The sequence below is a fragment of the Tunturiibacter gelidiferens genome, assembly GCF_051013345.1.
GTDB classification, from domain to species: domain Bacteria; phylum Acidobacteriota; class Terriglobia; order Terriglobales; family Acidobacteriaceae; genus Edaphobacter; species Edaphobacter gelidiferens_A.
Genome location: NZ_CP132939.1, coordinates 6,129,947 through 6,145,848 on the forward strand (window position 1 = coordinate 6,129,947; position 15,902 = coordinate 6,145,848).

General features: G+C 55.9%; 18 protein-coding genes and 2 pseudogenes. 9 read left to right on the forward strand and 11 right to left on the reverse strand.

The window, feature by feature from the left end; all coding sequences use genetic code 11:
* The first annotated feature begins 404 nt into the window (after nt 1–404).
* A complete protein-coding gene (locus RBB80_RS30970) occupies nt 405–641 on the forward strand; it encodes a hypothetical protein (protein WP_433965956.1) in 237 nt (78 codons plus the stop codon).
* 639 nt (nt 642–1,280) lie between these two features.
* On the opposite strand, the gene RBB80_RS30975 is transcribed toward RBB80_RS30970, so the two are convergent.
* The 3 genes from RBB80_RS30975 to RBB80_RS30985 all read right to left on the reverse strand — a co-directional run bounded on the left by RBB80_RS30975 (nt 1,281) and on the right by RBB80_RS30985 (nt 2,156).
* The gene (locus RBB80_RS30975) at nt 1,281–1,601 is read right to left on the reverse strand and encodes an integrase core domain-containing protein (RefSeq protein WP_433965957.1); all 321 of its coding nucleotides are present in this window, start codon (nt 1,599–1,601) and stop codon (nt 1,281–1,283) included.
* Nucleotides 1,598–1,846, reverse strand: a complete 249-nt coding sequence (locus RBB80_RS30980; protein WP_433965958.1) for a hypothetical protein — start codon at nt 1,844–1,846, stop codon at nt 1,598–1,600. Before RBB80_RS30980 ends, RBB80_RS30975 begins: the two co-directional genes overlap by 4 nt.
* A gap of 142 nt (nt 1,847–1,988) precedes the next feature.
* On the reverse strand, nt 1,989–2,156 hold the full coding sequence (locus RBB80_RS30985) for a helix-turn-helix domain-containing protein (protein ID WP_433965959.1): 168 nt from the start codon (nt 2,154–2,156) through the stop codon (nt 1,989–1,991).
* On the opposite strand from RBB80_RS30985, the gene RBB80_RS30990 reads away from it, so the two are divergent.
* Nucleotides 2,124–2,285 carry a ParB N-terminal domain-containing protein gene (locus tag RBB80_RS30990; RefSeq protein WP_433965960.1) on the forward strand — a complete coding sequence of 54 codons (162 nt, stop codon included), beginning with the start codon at nt 2,124–2,126 and terminating at the stop codon, nt 2,283–2,285. The genes RBB80_RS30985 and RBB80_RS30990 overlap by 33 nt on opposite strands.
* 8 nt (nt 2,286–2,293) lie before the next feature.
* On the opposite strand, the gene RBB80_RS30995 is transcribed toward RBB80_RS30990, so the two are convergent.
* From RBB80_RS30995 to RBB80_RS31005, 3 genes are read right to left on the reverse strand one after another with little or no spacing between them, the layout of a single operon-like run.
* A complete protein-coding gene (locus tag RBB80_RS30995) occupies nt 2,294–2,470 on the reverse strand; it encodes a hypothetical protein (protein WP_433965961.1) in 177 nt (58 codons plus the stop codon).
* A 41-nt stretch (nt 2,471–2,511) separates the two neighbouring features.
* Nucleotides 2,512–3,270, reverse strand: coding sequence for a LytR/AlgR family response regulator transcription factor (locus RBB80_RS31000; protein WP_433965962.1), 759 nt, complete (start codon nt 3,268–3,270; stop codon nt 2,512–2,514).
* Complete coding sequence (locus RBB80_RS31005) at nt 3,258–4,388, reverse strand: sensor histidine kinase (RefSeq protein WP_433965963.1); 1,131 nt, start codon at nt 4,386–4,388, stop codon at nt 3,258–3,260. Before RBB80_RS31005 ends, RBB80_RS31000 begins: the two co-directional genes overlap by 13 nt.
* A 321-nt stretch (nt 4,389–4,709) precedes the next feature.
* On the opposite strand from RBB80_RS31005, the gene RBB80_RS31010 reads away from it, so the two are divergent.
* Together RBB80_RS31010 and RBB80_RS31015 are read left to right on the forward strand one after the other, a co-directional pair.
* Nucleotides 4,710–5,993: a hypothetical protein gene (locus RBB80_RS31010; RefSeq protein WP_433965964.1), complete on the forward strand. Its 1,284-nt coding sequence runs from the start codon at nt 4,710–4,712 to the stop codon at nt 5,991–5,993.
* Between the two features lie 552 nt (nt 5,994–6,545).
* Nucleotides 6,546–7,808: an epoxide hydrolase family protein gene (locus RBB80_RS31015; RefSeq protein WP_433965965.1), complete on the forward strand. Its 1,263-nt coding sequence runs from the start codon at nt 6,546–6,548 to the stop codon at nt 7,806–7,808.
* Between the two features lie 46 nt (nt 7,809–7,854).
* Here the strand turns inward: RBB80_RS31015 and RBB80_RS31020 are convergent.
* From RBB80_RS31020 to RBB80_RS31040, 5 genes and pseudogenes are all read right to left on the reverse strand, one after another.
* Nucleotides 7,855–8,049: pseudogene (locus RBB80_RS31020) on the reverse strand (LytTR family DNA-binding domain-containing protein); the annotation flags it as partial.
* A 289-nt stretch (nt 8,050–8,338) separates the two neighbouring features.
* Nucleotides 8,339–8,491 (reverse strand): hypothetical protein, encoded by a 153-nt coding sequence (locus RBB80_RS31025; RefSeq protein ID WP_433965966.1) that lies wholly within the window; start codon nt 8,489–8,491, stop codon nt 8,339–8,341.
* Between the two features lie 18 nt (nt 8,492–8,509).
* Entirely contained in the window at nt 8,510–8,785 is a 276-nt protein-coding gene (locus RBB80_RS31030) for a ParB/RepB/Spo0J family partition protein (RefSeq protein WP_433965967.1), read from the reverse strand.
* Nucleotides 8,786–9,006: 221 nt separating this feature from the next.
* Entirely contained in the window at nt 9,007–9,339 is a 333-nt protein-coding gene (locus RBB80_RS31035) for a hypothetical protein (protein ID WP_433970116.1), read from the reverse strand.
* Nucleotides 9,317–9,835: a phage integrase SAM-like domain-containing protein gene (locus tag RBB80_RS31040; RefSeq protein WP_433965968.1), complete on the reverse strand. Its 519-nt coding sequence runs from the start codon at nt 9,833–9,835 to the stop codon at nt 9,317–9,319. The genes RBB80_RS31035 and RBB80_RS31040 overlap by 23 nt, the downstream gene beginning before the upstream one ends.
* A 442-nt stretch (nt 9,836–10,277) precedes the next feature.
* Here RBB80_RS31040 and dinB point away from each other — a divergent pair.
* The 5 genes and pseudogenes from dinB to RBB80_RS31065 all read left to right on the forward strand — a co-directional run bounded on the left by dinB (nt 10,278) and on the right by RBB80_RS31065 (nt 15,898).
* Nucleotides 10,278–11,308: pseudogene (dinB, locus tag RBB80_RS31045) on the forward strand (DNA polymerase IV).
* A gap of 352 nt (nt 11,309–11,660) precedes the next feature.
* Complete coding sequence (gene coxB, locus RBB80_RS31050; RefSeq protein ID WP_433965969.1) at nt 11,661–12,689, forward strand: cytochrome c oxidase subunit II; 1,029 nt, start codon at nt 11,661–11,663, stop codon at nt 12,687–12,689.
* A gap of 24 nt (nt 12,690–12,713) precedes the next feature.
* On the forward strand, nt 12,714–14,396 hold the full coding sequence (ctaD, locus tag RBB80_RS31055) for a cytochrome c oxidase subunit I (RefSeq protein ID WP_433965970.1): 1,683 nt from the start codon (nt 12,714–12,716) through the stop codon (nt 14,394–14,396).
* Nucleotides 14,396–15,007 (forward strand): cytochrome c oxidase subunit 3, encoded by a 612-nt coding sequence (locus RBB80_RS31060; RefSeq protein ID WP_433965971.1) that lies wholly within the window; start codon nt 14,396–14,398, stop codon nt 15,005–15,007. The genes ctaD and RBB80_RS31060 overlap by 1 nt, the downstream gene beginning before the upstream one ends.
* 21 nt (nt 15,008–15,028) lie before the next feature.
* The gene (locus RBB80_RS31065; protein WP_433965972.1) at nt 15,029–15,898 is read left to right on the forward strand and encodes a hypothetical protein; all 870 of its coding nucleotides are present in this window, start codon (nt 15,029–15,031) and stop codon (nt 15,896–15,898) included.
* Nucleotides 15,899–15,902 lie beyond the last annotated feature (4 nt).

The following is a 15,902-nucleotide window of genomic DNA, read 5'->3' on the forward strand; positions in this document are numbered from 1 at the left end:
AAACAGCGGTTTCCAAGGAGCAGAATGAATCAACTTACCAGATGGTCTCCACCCCTGCCGGTACATTCGCAGTTCTTGCCCTCGCAGCGTATCTCGAGGTCCAGGGCGATGCATGTTTTCAATCTGGTCTTTACCATGCCTCAGGAATGAGACGCGCCGGGTGGTTTCTTGTGGGCGCGGCAGTCCTAGTGTGCTACAGCTTGTTTCTCAACTCTTCCAACGGTTGCCAGCTCAACCGGTCGATGCAACACTATCTAATCAGCTGATCCACAAATGCTTACCCTGAAGAATCGATCTGTTTGGCTGATGTGGCCAAACCTAGCCAGGGTAAGGTTCCGGCTGATCTAACCCTAGCCAGCGCTTTCAGATTTTGTTTTCAATGAATGTGGGTCTGAGCTGGAGTGTTGCGTCGACCCATTGAGACCACCGTTGATTTCGGAAAGCTCCTTGACATCTACGTTGTGCTGTTCTTTCTTGTCGCTCAAATCATGGCGAAACTGCAATTTCATCAATCACCGACGAAGCCGATTTATCTTGGCGGAGCCTTTGTTGTGGTTGGCGGATTTGATCATGACTTTTTGGAAACCCTAATATCATTTTTGTACCGGTTGTCCGGTTGGAGCAGAAATTCAACAACGTGACAGACACCCTCCGGATGCCTTAGAAGGCTATCGGGAGCGACTGTCGAATTGCCTGCAAAGCCGGTTTCCGTCGAGTTGAGCGCTTATGGCGCTATCAGGCCAATTCACTTATTGAGTCCTGAGCCGAGAGCCCTGTGAGTTCCGGATCGATTGCGAACCGTCCGGAGCTGTCTGGTTCGGGCTAGTTCGAACGGCCAGTTGTAGCAGTGCACGAAGGCCGTTGTTTGAGGCAAGTTAGTGCCACACACACGCACTAGCGTGGTTGCGATTGTGAGCACTCAGCCGAGGGCATTACATTGCATTCGTTGGCTATATAAGGGTCAGGGGTGCGGAATGGTCGTGTCCAGCGGCAACTTCAGACCACTCGCCGCGCAACTCTAAAACGAAGCTCTTCTACATTGAGTTCTCCGATCTCCATGTCTCGAAAGAAGACTCTATAAAACCCTGGCGTGATCAATTCGAACGCCAACTCTTCGAAGCGGAATACCTCGCTGATGAAGACTCTGTTTTTGCGCCAGCTGATGTCTCCACTATTGTTCACCCGTCGCAGAAGGAAACCCTTCGAGTACGCGAACTCCGGCAACTTGCGTGGCAGTCGGACGGAGCTGTGGTGGTAGAGACTCGCTGGGACCTGGTTATTTAGGCCCTCATGCGGTCGCTCATTGTTGAACACGTAGCGAAAGTTATCGAAGCGGCTCCGCTGTGCGCGAAGCGATGCGCAGGCGGTTTCGTCGTGTCCTCCTTCAGTGTCCGATGCATCCGCTCATGGCGGCCGTTTTGTTGCGGTCGGCCTGCTTGAATGCGCTCATGCACGATCCCGAGCTTCATCCAGCCGAGCGAGAGCTTCGACAGTCCTAGTAGCCCGGTACCCGCGAAAGGCGCGCCGTTGTCGGTTCTGATCCTTGCGGGCACTCCGTACTCGCGGATGGCTGCTTCGCAGATCGCCCGGACCTGACTCACATCCATGCGCGAGACGTCTGGCAGCGAATCAAATAACGACTGTACGCATCGGTGATGGTGAATGGATCGCAGCGCTCACCGTCGCCAGTGGCGAAGTAGCCTTTGAAGTCCATGCACCATAGCTGATTCGGACCCGTGACCAGCGAGAACGGCTCTGAACACGGCGCGGTGCGTTTCTCTTCCTCTGCGGACTGGTCAATCCTGAACGACTCACGATATTGCCAAAGGTACTGGCCGCAGGCCACACTGCCTCGGGCTGTAACATCTCCAATCTTGCCTTGAGCTTTCGTGCGCCCCAGGATGGATGGTTGGCTCGCAGCGCGAGAATCGCGTTTTCAATCGGCTCCAACGTCGCATGGGAACAGCTATGTGGCCGGCGACTCCGATCTACGGGCCCTTCCGGCCCCTTCTGTTGTAGCGATTGATCCAGCGGTAGGCCGTAGAACGCGAGATTCCATACGCGCGAAACAGGTCTGCTACCGACATCTGTTCTTTCTGATAACTCGCCAAAAACTGCAGACGTTGATCCAATATGCGACTCTCTTTCCAGGGCATACAACCGAGCAGAGCTTCGAGATCGTGGCCGGAGCGAGACGCTATCGCGCCGCGCAGATGGCCGAAGCCGCAACCGTTCCCGTTCGCATCGTCAACCTCACGGATGCCGAGGCGATGGAGGCCCTTTGATCGAAAACCTACAACGCCGCGACGTTCATCCGCTGGAGGAGGCGCAGGGCTTTCATGCGCTCTTGAATCTGGAGGAGCCAAAGTACAGCATCGAGCGGATCGGCGCGAAGGTCGGCAAGGCACCCGCCTATGCCGCCAGCCGCGCCCGATTGACGGAGCTTATCCCGGTAGTCGTGACGTCCCATCGCTGCCGTTGGACAGTCGACTCAGAGTTAGCCTATTTTTGTCAGATCCTACCTGATGACAACCAGCGCTCAAGTCGATCCGCGTAGGTGCGGCTCGAGCGATGCTCCGAGCCGTCCGAAAGCTTCACCGTGAACTCGCGGTTCTCGATGGATCGCAGCTCCAGTATGCCTTTGGACTGCACAATTCGGGAGCGGTGTATGCGGATAAACTTTGCCGGGTCGAGCCTCTGTTCGAGAGACGCCATCGTCTCGCGTAACAGGCAAGAACGACCGTTGACGTGGAGTTCAACATAGTCACCAGCAGCCCCAATCCACTCAACATCCTCCGCAATGACGATTTGAATGCGGGATCCAGCTTGCACCGTAAACCGGGACGCGAATCCACCTGAGGTGCGGTCCAGCATTTTCATGACCCGCTGTGCCATGTCGGCCTTTAATGCGGAGTCGACCAGATCACGAGCTCGACTAACCGCTGCCGCGAAGCGTGTGTCGTCCACCGGTTTCAACAAGTAATGCAGCGCATGAACATCGAATGCCCGCAAAACATGTTGCTCATACGCTGTCAGAAAAATGAATGCGGGCAGCCTTTCTCCAGGCAACGCCCGCAGCACCTCAAAACCGTCCATTCCGGGCATCTGGATGTCGAGGAACACAACATCGGGAGATCGTTCCAGAATTCTTTCCACTGCGGAATGCCCATCTGCGCATTCCCCAACAATCTCGACATCCCTGAATTTGCGTAGCCTGAGAACGACGCCACGACGCGCCAAGGGCTCGTCGTCGACGATTAGAGCGCGCACGGCGAAGCCTCCAGCAGGTTCCGAGTCCTGCGTAACGGCAATTCCAGCACGACCTCGCAACCGCCCGCTTCAGGCCAACCAAGCGAGAACTCAAAATTCGCCCCGTAAAGTGTTTTCAGGCGCTCCGCCGTGTTTCCGAGTCCGATTCCATTTCCATTCTTCTTCTGCTCACCCTCACCACGCCGTCCGGAGTTCCCGATGACAATTCGCAACCTGTCGGCATCGAGCGCGCTCTTGATCGCAATCCACCCACCTTCGATCAATGGCGCCACTCCGTAGCGCACTGCGTTCTCAACGAGCGGTTGCAGCAACATGTTCGGCACTAGGGCATCCCGCGTTTCCAATGGAACAGCCATATCGATTTTTAGCCGCTCCCCCAGCCTTGTTTGCTCGATCGCCAGGTACCCTTCGGTAAAGGCCAGTTCCTGAGAAAGCGTCACCTCTGCTGTGACTTCGGAATCCAGGCTTGTGCGGAGAAGATCTCCGATCTGTGCCAGCATCCGCGTGGCCGCAGGCGCATTTCCATCCAGAACGAGAGTGGAGACGGCATTGAGCGAATTGAATAGGAAGTGTGGATTCAACTGATAGCGAAGTGCAAGCAGGCGCGCCTCTCTCAGCTCAGACTCGGCGCGAAGTAGCCGCTCCTTCTCCATGCTCGATTGCTGCCATTGCTTAATGCTGAAGTACAGACTGCACCACATGAAGAGCATGAAAAAAGACCACGCCCAAACTGTAACCAAAGCGTGCCAGGGCACATGATTGAAATTCTGCAAAATGAGGCCGGCTGCGCAGGCTACGGGAATGGATGTGACCATGGCCGCCGCGGCTGCTTTCAATTCAAAAGCGATCCAGGACCGCGATTGTCGCAGCAGCCAACGGCAAAAAGGGCGGAGGACAAAACTTCCCAGGAACATGAAGAAGACAGGCACCGTCTCTTCACGGAAGAACACACGCTTAGTCAAGAACGCATGAATGGATTCCAGAAGGTGGAAAAGATAAAAGCAGCACCATCCAATGATCTGGATTTGCCAGAACGACCGCAAGTTCAGGACATTCTCTCGATTCATGCATAGCATTTTAGCTAAAAGTGTGAATCGGCATTCCACGGCCTGACGCACGAAACCCTCGGCTCATCGCATTTCTCAATCGCCGAGCAGATTAGGCCTGGCTTATCAACTTCATTGAGCTAGGCTCTGAACACAATTTGAACGAGGTTGTTAGTTCGCCAGTCGTTTTCGGACTCTGAAGAGCTGGGCCTGTAGTCTCACGTAATTGTTCTGAACGTGGAACACACATGCACTTCTCACTCAACAGGAATCCGTGCAGTTGTGAGCCAATTCTGCTGTCAATTGCACGCTAACTGTCAGAGCGCCGACTGGTACCTGACGTAATACGCCAATCATCTCGGCAACACAACTTTACTGGAGGAAAAAGGAGATATGAACATGCTTATACAGTTGCGGAATTTCCGGACACTGTGGGTGACAACGATTGCTTTGGCCTGCTTCGGCAATGCGTTCGCTCAACAGAGCTACAAAATGACCGACTTGGGCAATAACAAGAACACGAACAACTTCGCCATGGTCATGGGCCTCAACAATCTAGGTTGGGCGGAGAACATGGATGGGATCGTGAACCCTCCTGAGACAAGTACGTCTACGACAATTGCAAGTGGCCGCGCCGTGATCAGCATCTACGGATTCAACATCGACCTGGGCACGCTTGGAAAACCCGACGCCAACAGTTGGACTGACTATGGCGGGATCAACGACCTCGGGGAAGCCGTTGGTTTCTCCGAAACAGCTGAGACGGATCCGAACGGCGAAGACCTTTGCGGCTTTGGCACACATCTTGAGTGCGTTCCGTTTCTTTGGCGAGAAGGCCACATGAGTGCTCTTCCCACGCTCGGCGGAATTAATGGGTGGGCCAACGCCATCAATAACCGCGAACAAATCGTCGGATTTTCAGAAGACGGTGCCCTGGACTCCACATGCGGAGACACCGTGAAGAACAATCGAATTACGTTGCCGGCGTTATGGGAAAGAGGCAACGTCAAAGCTCTTCCTCTGGCAAGTAGAAGCGATGTAGACGGTTTTGCAAACGGGATTAACGAACGAGGCCACGCCGTAGGCTACTCCGGAAACTGCAACGAGGCTCACGCCGTAGTGTGGAAAGACAAGACTGTCTTCCCGCTTAAGGATTACGGAGTTTTCAGTTCCGCATACGCCATTAACAACAGCGGTCAGATCGTCGGGCAAATCGGCAGTGCTGCGGGCTACTTTGCCGCAGTTTGGCCGCAGGGCGCAGATGGCGAAGTCAAAAGCCTCAAACTTCTTCCGGGAGATTCTGCCGCCTTTGCCACCGGCATCAACAACCGGGGCCAGGTGGTGGGAAGCACCTTTGACTCGAATGGCGACTGGTCCCACGGCTTCATCTGGCAGGACGATGTGATCACCGACCTTAATGCGGTAATTCCCGACGATTCCAACCTCCTCATAATCGCAGCTAGCAATATCAATGAGCTCGGACAAATCTCAGGCATGGCAACGGTGCAAAACGGCCCCCATAAGGGCGAAATTCATGCCTTCCTTTTGACACCGGCAGACATACGCATCGGCGCCTCGATGGCAGATTACGCACGTACACACCCGCATTCTGCTTTACCCGCGAATGCTTGCAATCACTCCTCGCAGAGATTCGGACCTGCCCGACTCCAACGATAAAGGCATTCTTTCCCTTGCGTATGTGTCTGAACTCTCCCAGGTTTACCCCCAGACGCGACGGCACGCAGGGGTGGGAACACGAGCCCGTGAGACGTGTCAAACGGCACGCCTCACGGCTTTTCAATGACCGCACCGACGATGCCCGCGAATGCTCGCCAGCAGCTGTTGTCGAGGAAACGTCGGACTCCGCCAACCACGGGCTAAAGACACCTTCGGACCTTGCATTTCAACTGTATGCCGCGCGAAGGCGCAAGGCCGGAGAATGTGCGGGACAAGATGGGTCACGTCGAATATCGACCTAACCCTGAATCGCCAACAACCGAACGTCGGGTCATGCGTGGCGCAATATCTGGTGCAAATCCGACATACGACATAAATCTATGTCTCGTCTAAGTTCTCGACCACGCCTATATTTCGGTTCACAGCTCCTAGATAAGCCAGAACCGATGGATCTTCGTCATTCTCACCGGCGCGTCGTGGGATGGAACGTCGCATCAGATTTAAGGATGGCCATTTGAGAGCAACCTCAAAATCATTGAGTGAAGCAAGAGCATGATGAAAACTGGATTCGAGAAAACGAAAAGGACAGGTTGGCAGTGTGAGAAGCTACTGCTGGCCGCGTTGCTTTTACACTCAGTAATTGCACTTGGACAAATTCAAGCGACGAAGAAGCTTGAACCTTCTCCAATCCGGCCGTTTAAGATGCATGTTCCCGACCGAGTTCTAATCGATCTTCGCCGCCGTTTGGCGGAAGCCAAATGGCCCGATCAACTTCCGGGCACGACGTGGGAGTACGGCGTCGACATCAAGAAAGTTCGGGAACTCGCGGACTATTGGCAGAACGGCTACAACTGGCGTGCGCAAGAAGCGAAGATCAATCAGTTTGACCAGTTCACAACCGAAATTGATGGACAGCAGATTTATTTTATCCATCAGCGCTCTCCCCGCGCGGACGCCGTACCGTTGATGCTGATTCACGGATGGCCCGGGTCGATTTTGGAATTTGAGAAGCTCATCGCGCCGCTCACCCATCCCAAGGACAAAAATAGTCCGGCATTTGACGTCATTATTCCTTCGCTTCCTGGCTTTGGATATTCCGGACCCACCACAACCCGTGGCTGGGGCCCACAGCGTATGGCGAAGGCTTTAGTTGTTCTGATGGATCGTTTGGGCTATTCCAAGTACGGCATACAGGGTGGTGACTGGGGTTCGGCAATAGCCCAAGACATGGCTTACCAGGCGCCCACGCACGTGATCGGGTTGCATCTGAACCTGATTTACGTGCCACCGCCGAACCATGAAGCCGTTGCGAAAATGAGCGATGCTGAGCGGAAGCGGTATTCCTACTTTGACCGGGAAGAGAGCAGCTTCTTTTTCCTCCAGGCCAGTGAACCGCAGACTCTTGCATACGCCCTTACTGACTCCGCAGTGGGGTGGCTGGCCTGGATGATTGGCAAATTTCAACTGCTTACTGACAACAACGGCGATTTTCTTACGGCTGTGGATCGCGACACATTTTTAACCGATGTTACGCTCTATTGGGCGACCGGCACGATCGGCTCCGCCATGCGAATTTATCGTGAGAACCGGCTCACCATAGAGGAAATGGTGCCAACGCCACGCCTGGAGACTCCTGTGGGGTATGCGGATTTTCCGAAGGAGGTGGCTGTCCCGCCGTTTAGCTGGATTACTCAAACACACAACATAGTACAAAAAACTGACATGCCGAAGGGCGGACACTTCGCGGCTCTGGAGCAGCCCGATCTCTTGGTTGCCGATATACGGAAGTTCTTTGCAAAGCTTGATCAGAAGTAAGCCGAAATTGACCCGATACGAAATGCATACGAGACAGATTGGCCGTCTAAATCTCGGTGCCAAGCCATATGTCCGCAAGAAATCTCAGATTGTTTTTGTAGGTGCGGGTTATCGTGTACTTCTTGCCGCCACTGACTCGAACCAAGTACACGCCGGTGACACATCGCCTAATTTCTTCGATATGAGCTACGTTCACAACAACACTGCGATGAATCCGTACCAATCCAAACGCACTAAGTTTCTCAGCAACGCTTTGAGAGAGGTTCCCTTATCAGATACCCGCAGCTTCCACGCTATGCTGCGCTGTTTCGCTACCAGCAGCAGCGAGGCAGAAGAGTGTGACCGCGATCTTCCCGGGGAACAAGATTGCATCCACATTATTCTCCCGCGTCGGTGTTGCAGTTCACTGAGTTGGAACCATACCTAGCAATTTGCACGCTGACCGGGACTCTTGGTAACTACTACAAGTTGGCGAGTCTCTCTGTGAACTGGCTGCAGGCGCAGGCTATTGCAAACAAGGCCGCACAGGCCTATACAGCCGGGCTGCTCCACTCCTCGCGGAAACAGTTATTGAGGGCCGCTTCCTGTTGGGCTGGCTGGAGCTTCGCCAGAAGTAAGGCGTGGCCGACGCCAATCTCTTCAGCGTAGAAAGCCTCGACGGCTGGCGGGATTAGTTCCGCCAATCGGGCGCGGCTGGCGGCCTAGGCGGGTGCCTTGCCGACCTTCGCGCCGATCCGCTCGATGCTGTACTTTGGCTCCTCCAGATTCAAGAGCGCATGAAAGCCCTGCGCCTCCTCCAGCGGATGAACGTCGCGGCGTTGCAGGTTTTTGATCAAAGTGGCCTCCATCGCCTCGGCATCCGTGAGGTTGACGATGCGAACGGGAACGGTTGCGGCTTCGGCCATCTGTGCGGCGCGATAGCGTCTCGCTCCGGCCACGATCTCGAAGCTTTGCCCGGTGAGAGGACGAACGAGCAAGGGCGATAGAACGCCCTTGGACTCGAATTAATTCGGCAAGCTCCTTGAGGGCTGCATCCTCGAAGATTCGGCGCGGGTTGGTGGTGGACTCTTTAAGTACGTTGAGGGGAAGGTTGCGGTACTCTGTGGCGGTGTTCGGGTTCATGGTGATTCTCCTTCTGCTGTTGGGCGTTCGGGGGCGTTTGAGCGAACGGCGTGAGGCCGTTCGCCCATAGAGAGCGTTAGCTGGCTTGCGCCAGTTCGGGTTCTGTTGCGTTTGCGGCGATCTCGGCGGGGTTTTCGAGCGCGGAGAGGATGACGGCTGAGGTTTTCTGAATCACTTCAAGGCTCTCGGTGAGGAGTGCCGCGTTGCCGTTGTATAGGTGGATGAGTGTCGTCTTGCCGGCCCCGGTGTCGCCCATCAGTTGAATGTGTTGCGCCTCGGCTTGCAACGGTATCCGCATCATCTCCTTGGCTTCGGTGGTTTTGAAGCCGATCCCGTCACCCAGAACCGTCTCGTTGAACTCCTTCGGAGTGAGCATGAGCGGCCCTTTAAGCAACCGTCCGTACTTCATCTGCTTGCGCCGCTTGATGTCCTTTGCGATCGAAAAGGGTACCTACGCCATTCACTTTCAGGAATGACATCACGATCACAGTCTTGTGTTTCACGGTCCTCGGCGATAGCCCGAGCTTGTAGAGATAGGCCTGAAAGTCCATCATGTCGTCTCGGTCGATGGCATCTATGGAGGCCTTGGTCAGCGATTGTTTGAAGAGTCGGAGGCAATGGCTGTAATGACTGAACGTAGATGGTTCCTTGTTCATCTTGGTGTCGCGGAGAAATCGCTCCGCCGCGTCAGCGACTAGGAGCTGCCGCGTCGCTGGCTTGGATTCAGATTCCGCAATTTCAACGGCCGCTGCCTTTGCAATGAGTAGGGCACGTTGCCGTTGGGCGTCGGCCAGAATGTCGGATGGAATGATTCCCACACTCCTGCGTCTGCGAACTCCATCCTCACGCCACTCGATGAAGTATTTGCCTTCGGGATGGGCCTGAGCTCTTCCACCGATCAGCACATGATCCCAACGAATGCTCCCATTCGGACGCTTTACGACCGGGGCAAAGCGCCAACCTTTGGTTGGCCTTGACGTACTTGATGATGTTGACGCGCTCTGAGTACGTCTTGCTCGCCATACTGTCCACCTCGACTGCTTACGTGGACAGTAAGGGGGGTAAAAAACATCTAAATTGTTGAAAATAAAGGGATGGTTTTTTGGGATTTGGGAAGCTGACGATCTGCCACTGAACTACTCCCGCATCGGGTTCCATCAAGCGCAAAAGATTTACGCAAGACGTCCGGGCATCCGTCCCCCTCTCACAATCAACTGCACAAAGCACAGAGATGACCCACCTCTCGGGATTCATCAAGAGGTCGCTGGTTCGCACGACCTCGTCGATCTCAAGATCGAGGCCTATCATGGAAACTGAATCATGATTCGCAAGATCGTTCACGTAGATATGGACGCGTTCTATGCTTCAGTCGAGCAGCGTGACGAGCCGGGGCTGCGCGGAAGACCCGTCGTCGTAGCATGGCGCGGCAACCGGTCGGTAGTATGTGCCGCCTCCTACGAGGCGCGACGCTTCGGAGTCCACTCTGCAATGCCCGCCACCCGCGCCGAGCGACTATGCCCGGATGCCATCTTCGTACCACCGGACTTCACTCGTTACCGTGCCGTCTCACGGGCGGTCCGCGACATCTTCCAGCGACACACCGATTTGATCGAGCCTCTCTCCTCGACGAAGCCTATCTCGACGTCACCGAAAACAAGACGGGCCTGCCCACCGCAACGCGAGTAGCAATTACCATTCGGCAGCAGATTCACGACGAGTTACACCTGACCGCATCCGCCGGCGTGGCGCAGAATAAGTTCCTCGCCAAGATCGCCTCCGACTGGCGCAAACCGAACGGTCTCTTCGTCATCCAACCCAAAGAGGTTCAAACCTTCCTGCCACCACTCCCCGTCGCACGTATTCCCGGCGTCGGAAAGGTCACCGAAGCCCGGCTCAAACAGATCGCTGTTCTCACCATCGCTGACCTGCAGGCTTTGGAGTCGAGCCAACTTGAAGCACACTTCGGACGCTACGGAATACGCCTCTACGAGCTCGGCCGAGGAATCGATCACAGCAAGGTCATTCCAGACCGGCCAACAAAATCCATCTCTGCCGAGGACACCTTCGAGCGCGATATCCCACTGTCCCAAACCGACGAGTTGGTCCGACGCCTCGCAGAAAAAGTGTGGACGGCCTCCCGCAAGGACGGCCGCGTCGCTCGCACCGTGGTTTTGAAACTGAAAACGAGTGAGTTTAACATCCTCACGCGCAGCCACACTCCGTCCAAGCCTCCCGAATCGTGCGAGGAACTCACCGCAATCGCTCTATTCCTCAGAGAGCGTATAAACCTCGAACCCGGCCAGCGCTTTCGTTTGGTGGGGGTCGGCCTCAGTAACTTTCGAGACCCCGAAGGCCTGCAATCTCCCCTGTTCGAGTAGAGCCTTCTCAATCGAAGGAAGCGTGGCTGTGGCTGTGGCTATGGACGGCAGCGTTCTCCTAACCAGGCTTCACTTAGCTGCCATATAGTACCCGCAGCGGCAGGGTTGAATCTACAAAAATTTCTTCCTATAAACCTGCCGCCATTTGAATGTCATCTCCATCTAACGCGGTGAATGTCATAAACGAAAGAAAATGTTTCGCAAGGTCAATCAACAATGGCCAGATTGGTTTAACATCCTACTCAGACCCTTGGCCCTAGTGATGCTCCTTCAACCTGTTGCGTATCGAGGTCATACCGCCTTGTCTCCTTTTACCAAACCGTCGCCGGCAGACATCCCTGAAAGCAGGACCATGCCTGCCTGGATCTTAAGCAGCGCGGTGTGCAGCGTGTCTTTGGTTGCCGGCACAGCCTGCGCCCAATCCCCGACCAACATCTTCGATCCTGCCGGCACCCCGGCGCGCTCTGCCTTTGGCCTGTCGATGCTGGTTCTTTCCATCACGCTGGTCATATTTCTCATCGTAGCCGGCCTTTTGCTCTACGCGTTGATACGTTTCCGACATCGCCCGACCGACTCAAATCGTGAACCCGCCCAGATTTACGGCAGCAACCAGATCGAACTCTCTTGGACCGTCATCCCCATTCTGATCGTCGTAACGCTCTTCCTCACCACCACGCGCGTCATCCTCGGGACCGAGGCAATTCCCAAGCCAGCAAGCGCCATGGACATAACCATCATCGGCCATCAGTTCTGGTGGGAGTATCGCTATCCCAAGTCCGGCGTCGTCACCGCCAACGAGCTCCACGTCCCCATCAGCGATCCCGCATCGCCGACCCCAACCTATCTCACCATGTCCTCCGCCGACGTCTCCCACAGCTTCTGGGTGCCTCGTCTGGCCGGCAAGACGGACCTGATTCCAAACCGCGTCAACACCATGTGGATCGACCCTGAAGCGGCTGGCCTCTACCTCGGCCAGTGCGCCCAATACTGCGGAACCCAGCACGCAAAGATGCTCCTCCGCGTCTACGCCCAATCCCCGCAGGACTTCGCCGCATGGATCGAGCAGCAGAACAAGCCCGCCCAGCAGGACTTCCCCGGCAACGCTGCCGCAGTTGAGGGCCAGACCGTCTTCATGAAAAACGCCTGCATCAACTGCCACGCCATCAAAGGAACCGTCGCCACCGGCCGATTCGGCCCAGACCTGACCCACCTCGCCAGCCGGGACACTATCGCCTCCGGGCCGATTCAAAACACGCCGGAGAATCTAAGGAAGTGGGTAGAAGACCCGAACTCCATGAAGCCCGGCTCATTAATGCCGGCAATGCATTTGAATGATCACGATCTCGACGTCATCACCGCTTATCTCTCTCAGCTTCACTAACCCTTTACCGGAAAGAAGCGAAGCATGACCACAACTCCTGTATTGGAAGCAATCGACGAGACACTGGAGACGCAGGCCCGCCCGCCGCTCAACGTCATCTACGAGTGGCTGACAACGGTCGATCATAAAAAGATCGGGCTGATGTATATCGTCTACGCCCTCATCTTTCTGGTCATCGCTGGCTTCGAAGCGATCCTGATGCGAATTCAGCTCGCCGTTCCCAACAACCACTTCGTCTCACCCCAGGTCTTCAACCAGCTCTTCACCATGCACGGCACCACCATGGTCTTCTTCATGGGAATGCCCATACTCTTCGGCATGGGAAACTATCTTGTTCCCCTCATGATCGGCGCGCGCGACATGGCTTTCCCGCGGCTGAACGCCTTCAGCTTCTGGATCTCCGCCTTCGCCGGCTTCCTGCTTTACTTCAGTTACATCGGCGGCAGCGGCCTCTGCGCCGCCGGCTCTGCGCCCGATGTTGGATGGTTCGCCTACGCCCCTCTCACCTCAAGGGTCTTCTCGCCCGGCCACAGCACTGACTACTGGACCCTCGCCGTCTTTCTCAGCGGGGTAGGCAGCATCGGCACTGCACTCAACATCGTCACCACCATCCTCTGCATGCGTTGCAAGGGCATGAAGATGAGCCGCATGCCTCTGCTGCCCTGGCTGTACCTCGTCATGGCCGGCATCGTCTTCGTTGCCGTCAGCCCGCTCACCGCAGCGCAGATCATGCTCACGCTCGACCGCTACCTCGGCGCACACTTCTTCGACACACAAGCCGGCGGCTCCGCAATATTGTGGATGCACTTCTTCTGGATCTTCGGCCACCCCGAAGTCTACGTCCTCGTCCTGCCAGCCTTCGCCTTCGCCAACGAGATCATCCCCGTCTTCTCCCGCAAGGCCATGTTCGGCTACCCCGCAATGGTGGCGGCCTCAGTCTCCATCGGCTTCATCAGCCTCAGCGTCTGGGCGCACCATATGTTCACCGTTGGGCTCGGTCCCGCGGGTAACACCTTCTTCGTCTTCGCCACCATGGTCATCTCGGTGCCGACCGGCATCAAGATCTTCAATTGGCTTGCGACCATATGGGGCGGAAAAATCATCTTCGCCGTTCCCATGATTTTCATGATTGGCTTTCTCTTCCAATTCCTCATCGCTGGCCTTACCGGCATCATGCTGGCGGCGGCTCCATTCAACTGGCAGCTCAGCGCCTCTTACTTTGTCGTCGCACACTTCCACTACGTTCTGGTCGGAGCGATCGTCTTCTCTCTCTTTGGCGCCTTCTACTTCTGGTACCCCAAGGTCACCGGTAAGATGATGGACGAAACTCTCGGCAAGTGGCACTTCTGGCTCTTCCTCATCGGCTTCCACCTCACCTTCGACTTCATGCACGTTCCGGGCCTGCTGGGCATGCCCCGACGTATCTACACCTACGAAGATGGCCGCGGCTGGAATACCTTGAACCTCATCATCGGCATCGGCGCAATCTTCCAGGCCATAGGCACTCTGATCTTGGTCTACAACATGATCCACTCCTACTTCAAAGGCAAAGAGGCCGGCCACGATCCATGGGACGCCTGGACCCTCGAATGGTCCGTCCCTTCGCCGCCGCCGTCCTATAACTTCGCCATCGAGCCCACCGTCAACAGCCGCCGGCCCCTATGGGATCTGAAGCACCCTGAAGATCCAGACACGGACTACGAATAATGACAACCATCACGACAGCAAGCAGAATCCCAATCGATGGCGCGATCGAAACCCCGTGGAAGCTGCCCTATCGCGGCAACGTCGGCATGGCCTGCCTCATCATCGCCGAGTCCGCGATCTTCATCATCTTTGTCGTCGCCTACATCTACTACATCGGCAAGAGCCTCAGCGGCCCAACCCCCGCGCAGGTACTCGAGCTACCCATCTTCGGCACCATCTGTCTGCTCTCCAGCAGCATCTTCGTTCACTTCGCCGTAAGCAATCTGCGCAAAGATAACCTTCGAGGCTGCACCCTCCATCTCGCGATCACCGTTCTCCTGGGAACCATCTTTCTCGCCACCACCGCCCAGGAGTGGTATCACCTCATTCACGACGAAGGTCTCACCATCAAGACCAATCTCTTCGGCACCACCTACTACTCCCTGGTCGGCCTGCACGCGACCCACGTAGTCGTGGGCCTCATCATGCTCTCTCTCACCCTCGGGCTCTCGCTAACCGGCCACGTAAGAGAAGAGCACTCGGAGAAGCTCGAAGTCCTCTCCCTCTACTGGCACTTCGTCGACGCAGTCTGGGTCGTCGTATTTCTCGTCGTCTACGTCATAGGCAGATAACTTCCGGAAAGGAGGAGCACGATGCAGGAAGAACAATTCACGCAATCCGCACAAGGCCACCAGCACGAGCACCGGTCCGACACCGTCATCCTCCCGGCACCGACACCCTGGCCCATGGTCCTCGCGCTCGGTCTCTCACTAGTGATCACCGGAATGGTCACGCACTGGGTCATGAGCCTGTTAGGTCTCCTCCTCACGCTACGATCCATCTTCGGATGGTTCTTCGATATCTTCCCGCACGAGCTTCACGTCGCGGTCCCGGTTCAAACCGGCGTCATGAAGATCTCGAGCACCCGCACCACCCGCGAGCAGCTTCCTGTCAGCGCAAGGCATCGCACGCTGCTGCCGGTCGAAACCTTCAGCATCACCTCCGGTATCAAGGGCGGCATCGGAGGCGGCATCGCTATGATTGTTCCCGCAGCTCTCTTCGGCCTCCTCAAATATCACAGCATCTGGTACGCTGTGAACCTTCTGGCTGCGGGCGGCTTCGTCAGCTGGGGTGGAGAAAGCACCGCCTTCCTCGCCCAGTTTCACCTCGAAGGCCTTCTCGCTGCAACCGGCATCCACATCTTCACCTCCCTCCTGATCGGTCTTCTCTACGGAGCCATGCTGCCGATGTTCCCTAGAAAGCCGATCCTCACCGCCGGCTTCGTCGCTCCTTTGCTCTGGACCGGCCTCCTCTATTCGGCGCTCGGAATCATCAGTCCTGTCCTCAACGCCCGGATCAACTGGCTGTGGTTTGTCATCTCACAGATCGCCTTCGGCCTCGTCTGCGGCTTCATCGTTAACCTCCAGGTCAAGGTGCGCACTCCGCAGTTTCGATCTCTGCCCTTCGCTGTTCGCGCCGGTATCCACAGCGATGTACCTCTCACGAAAGACGACGAACAATGAGCAA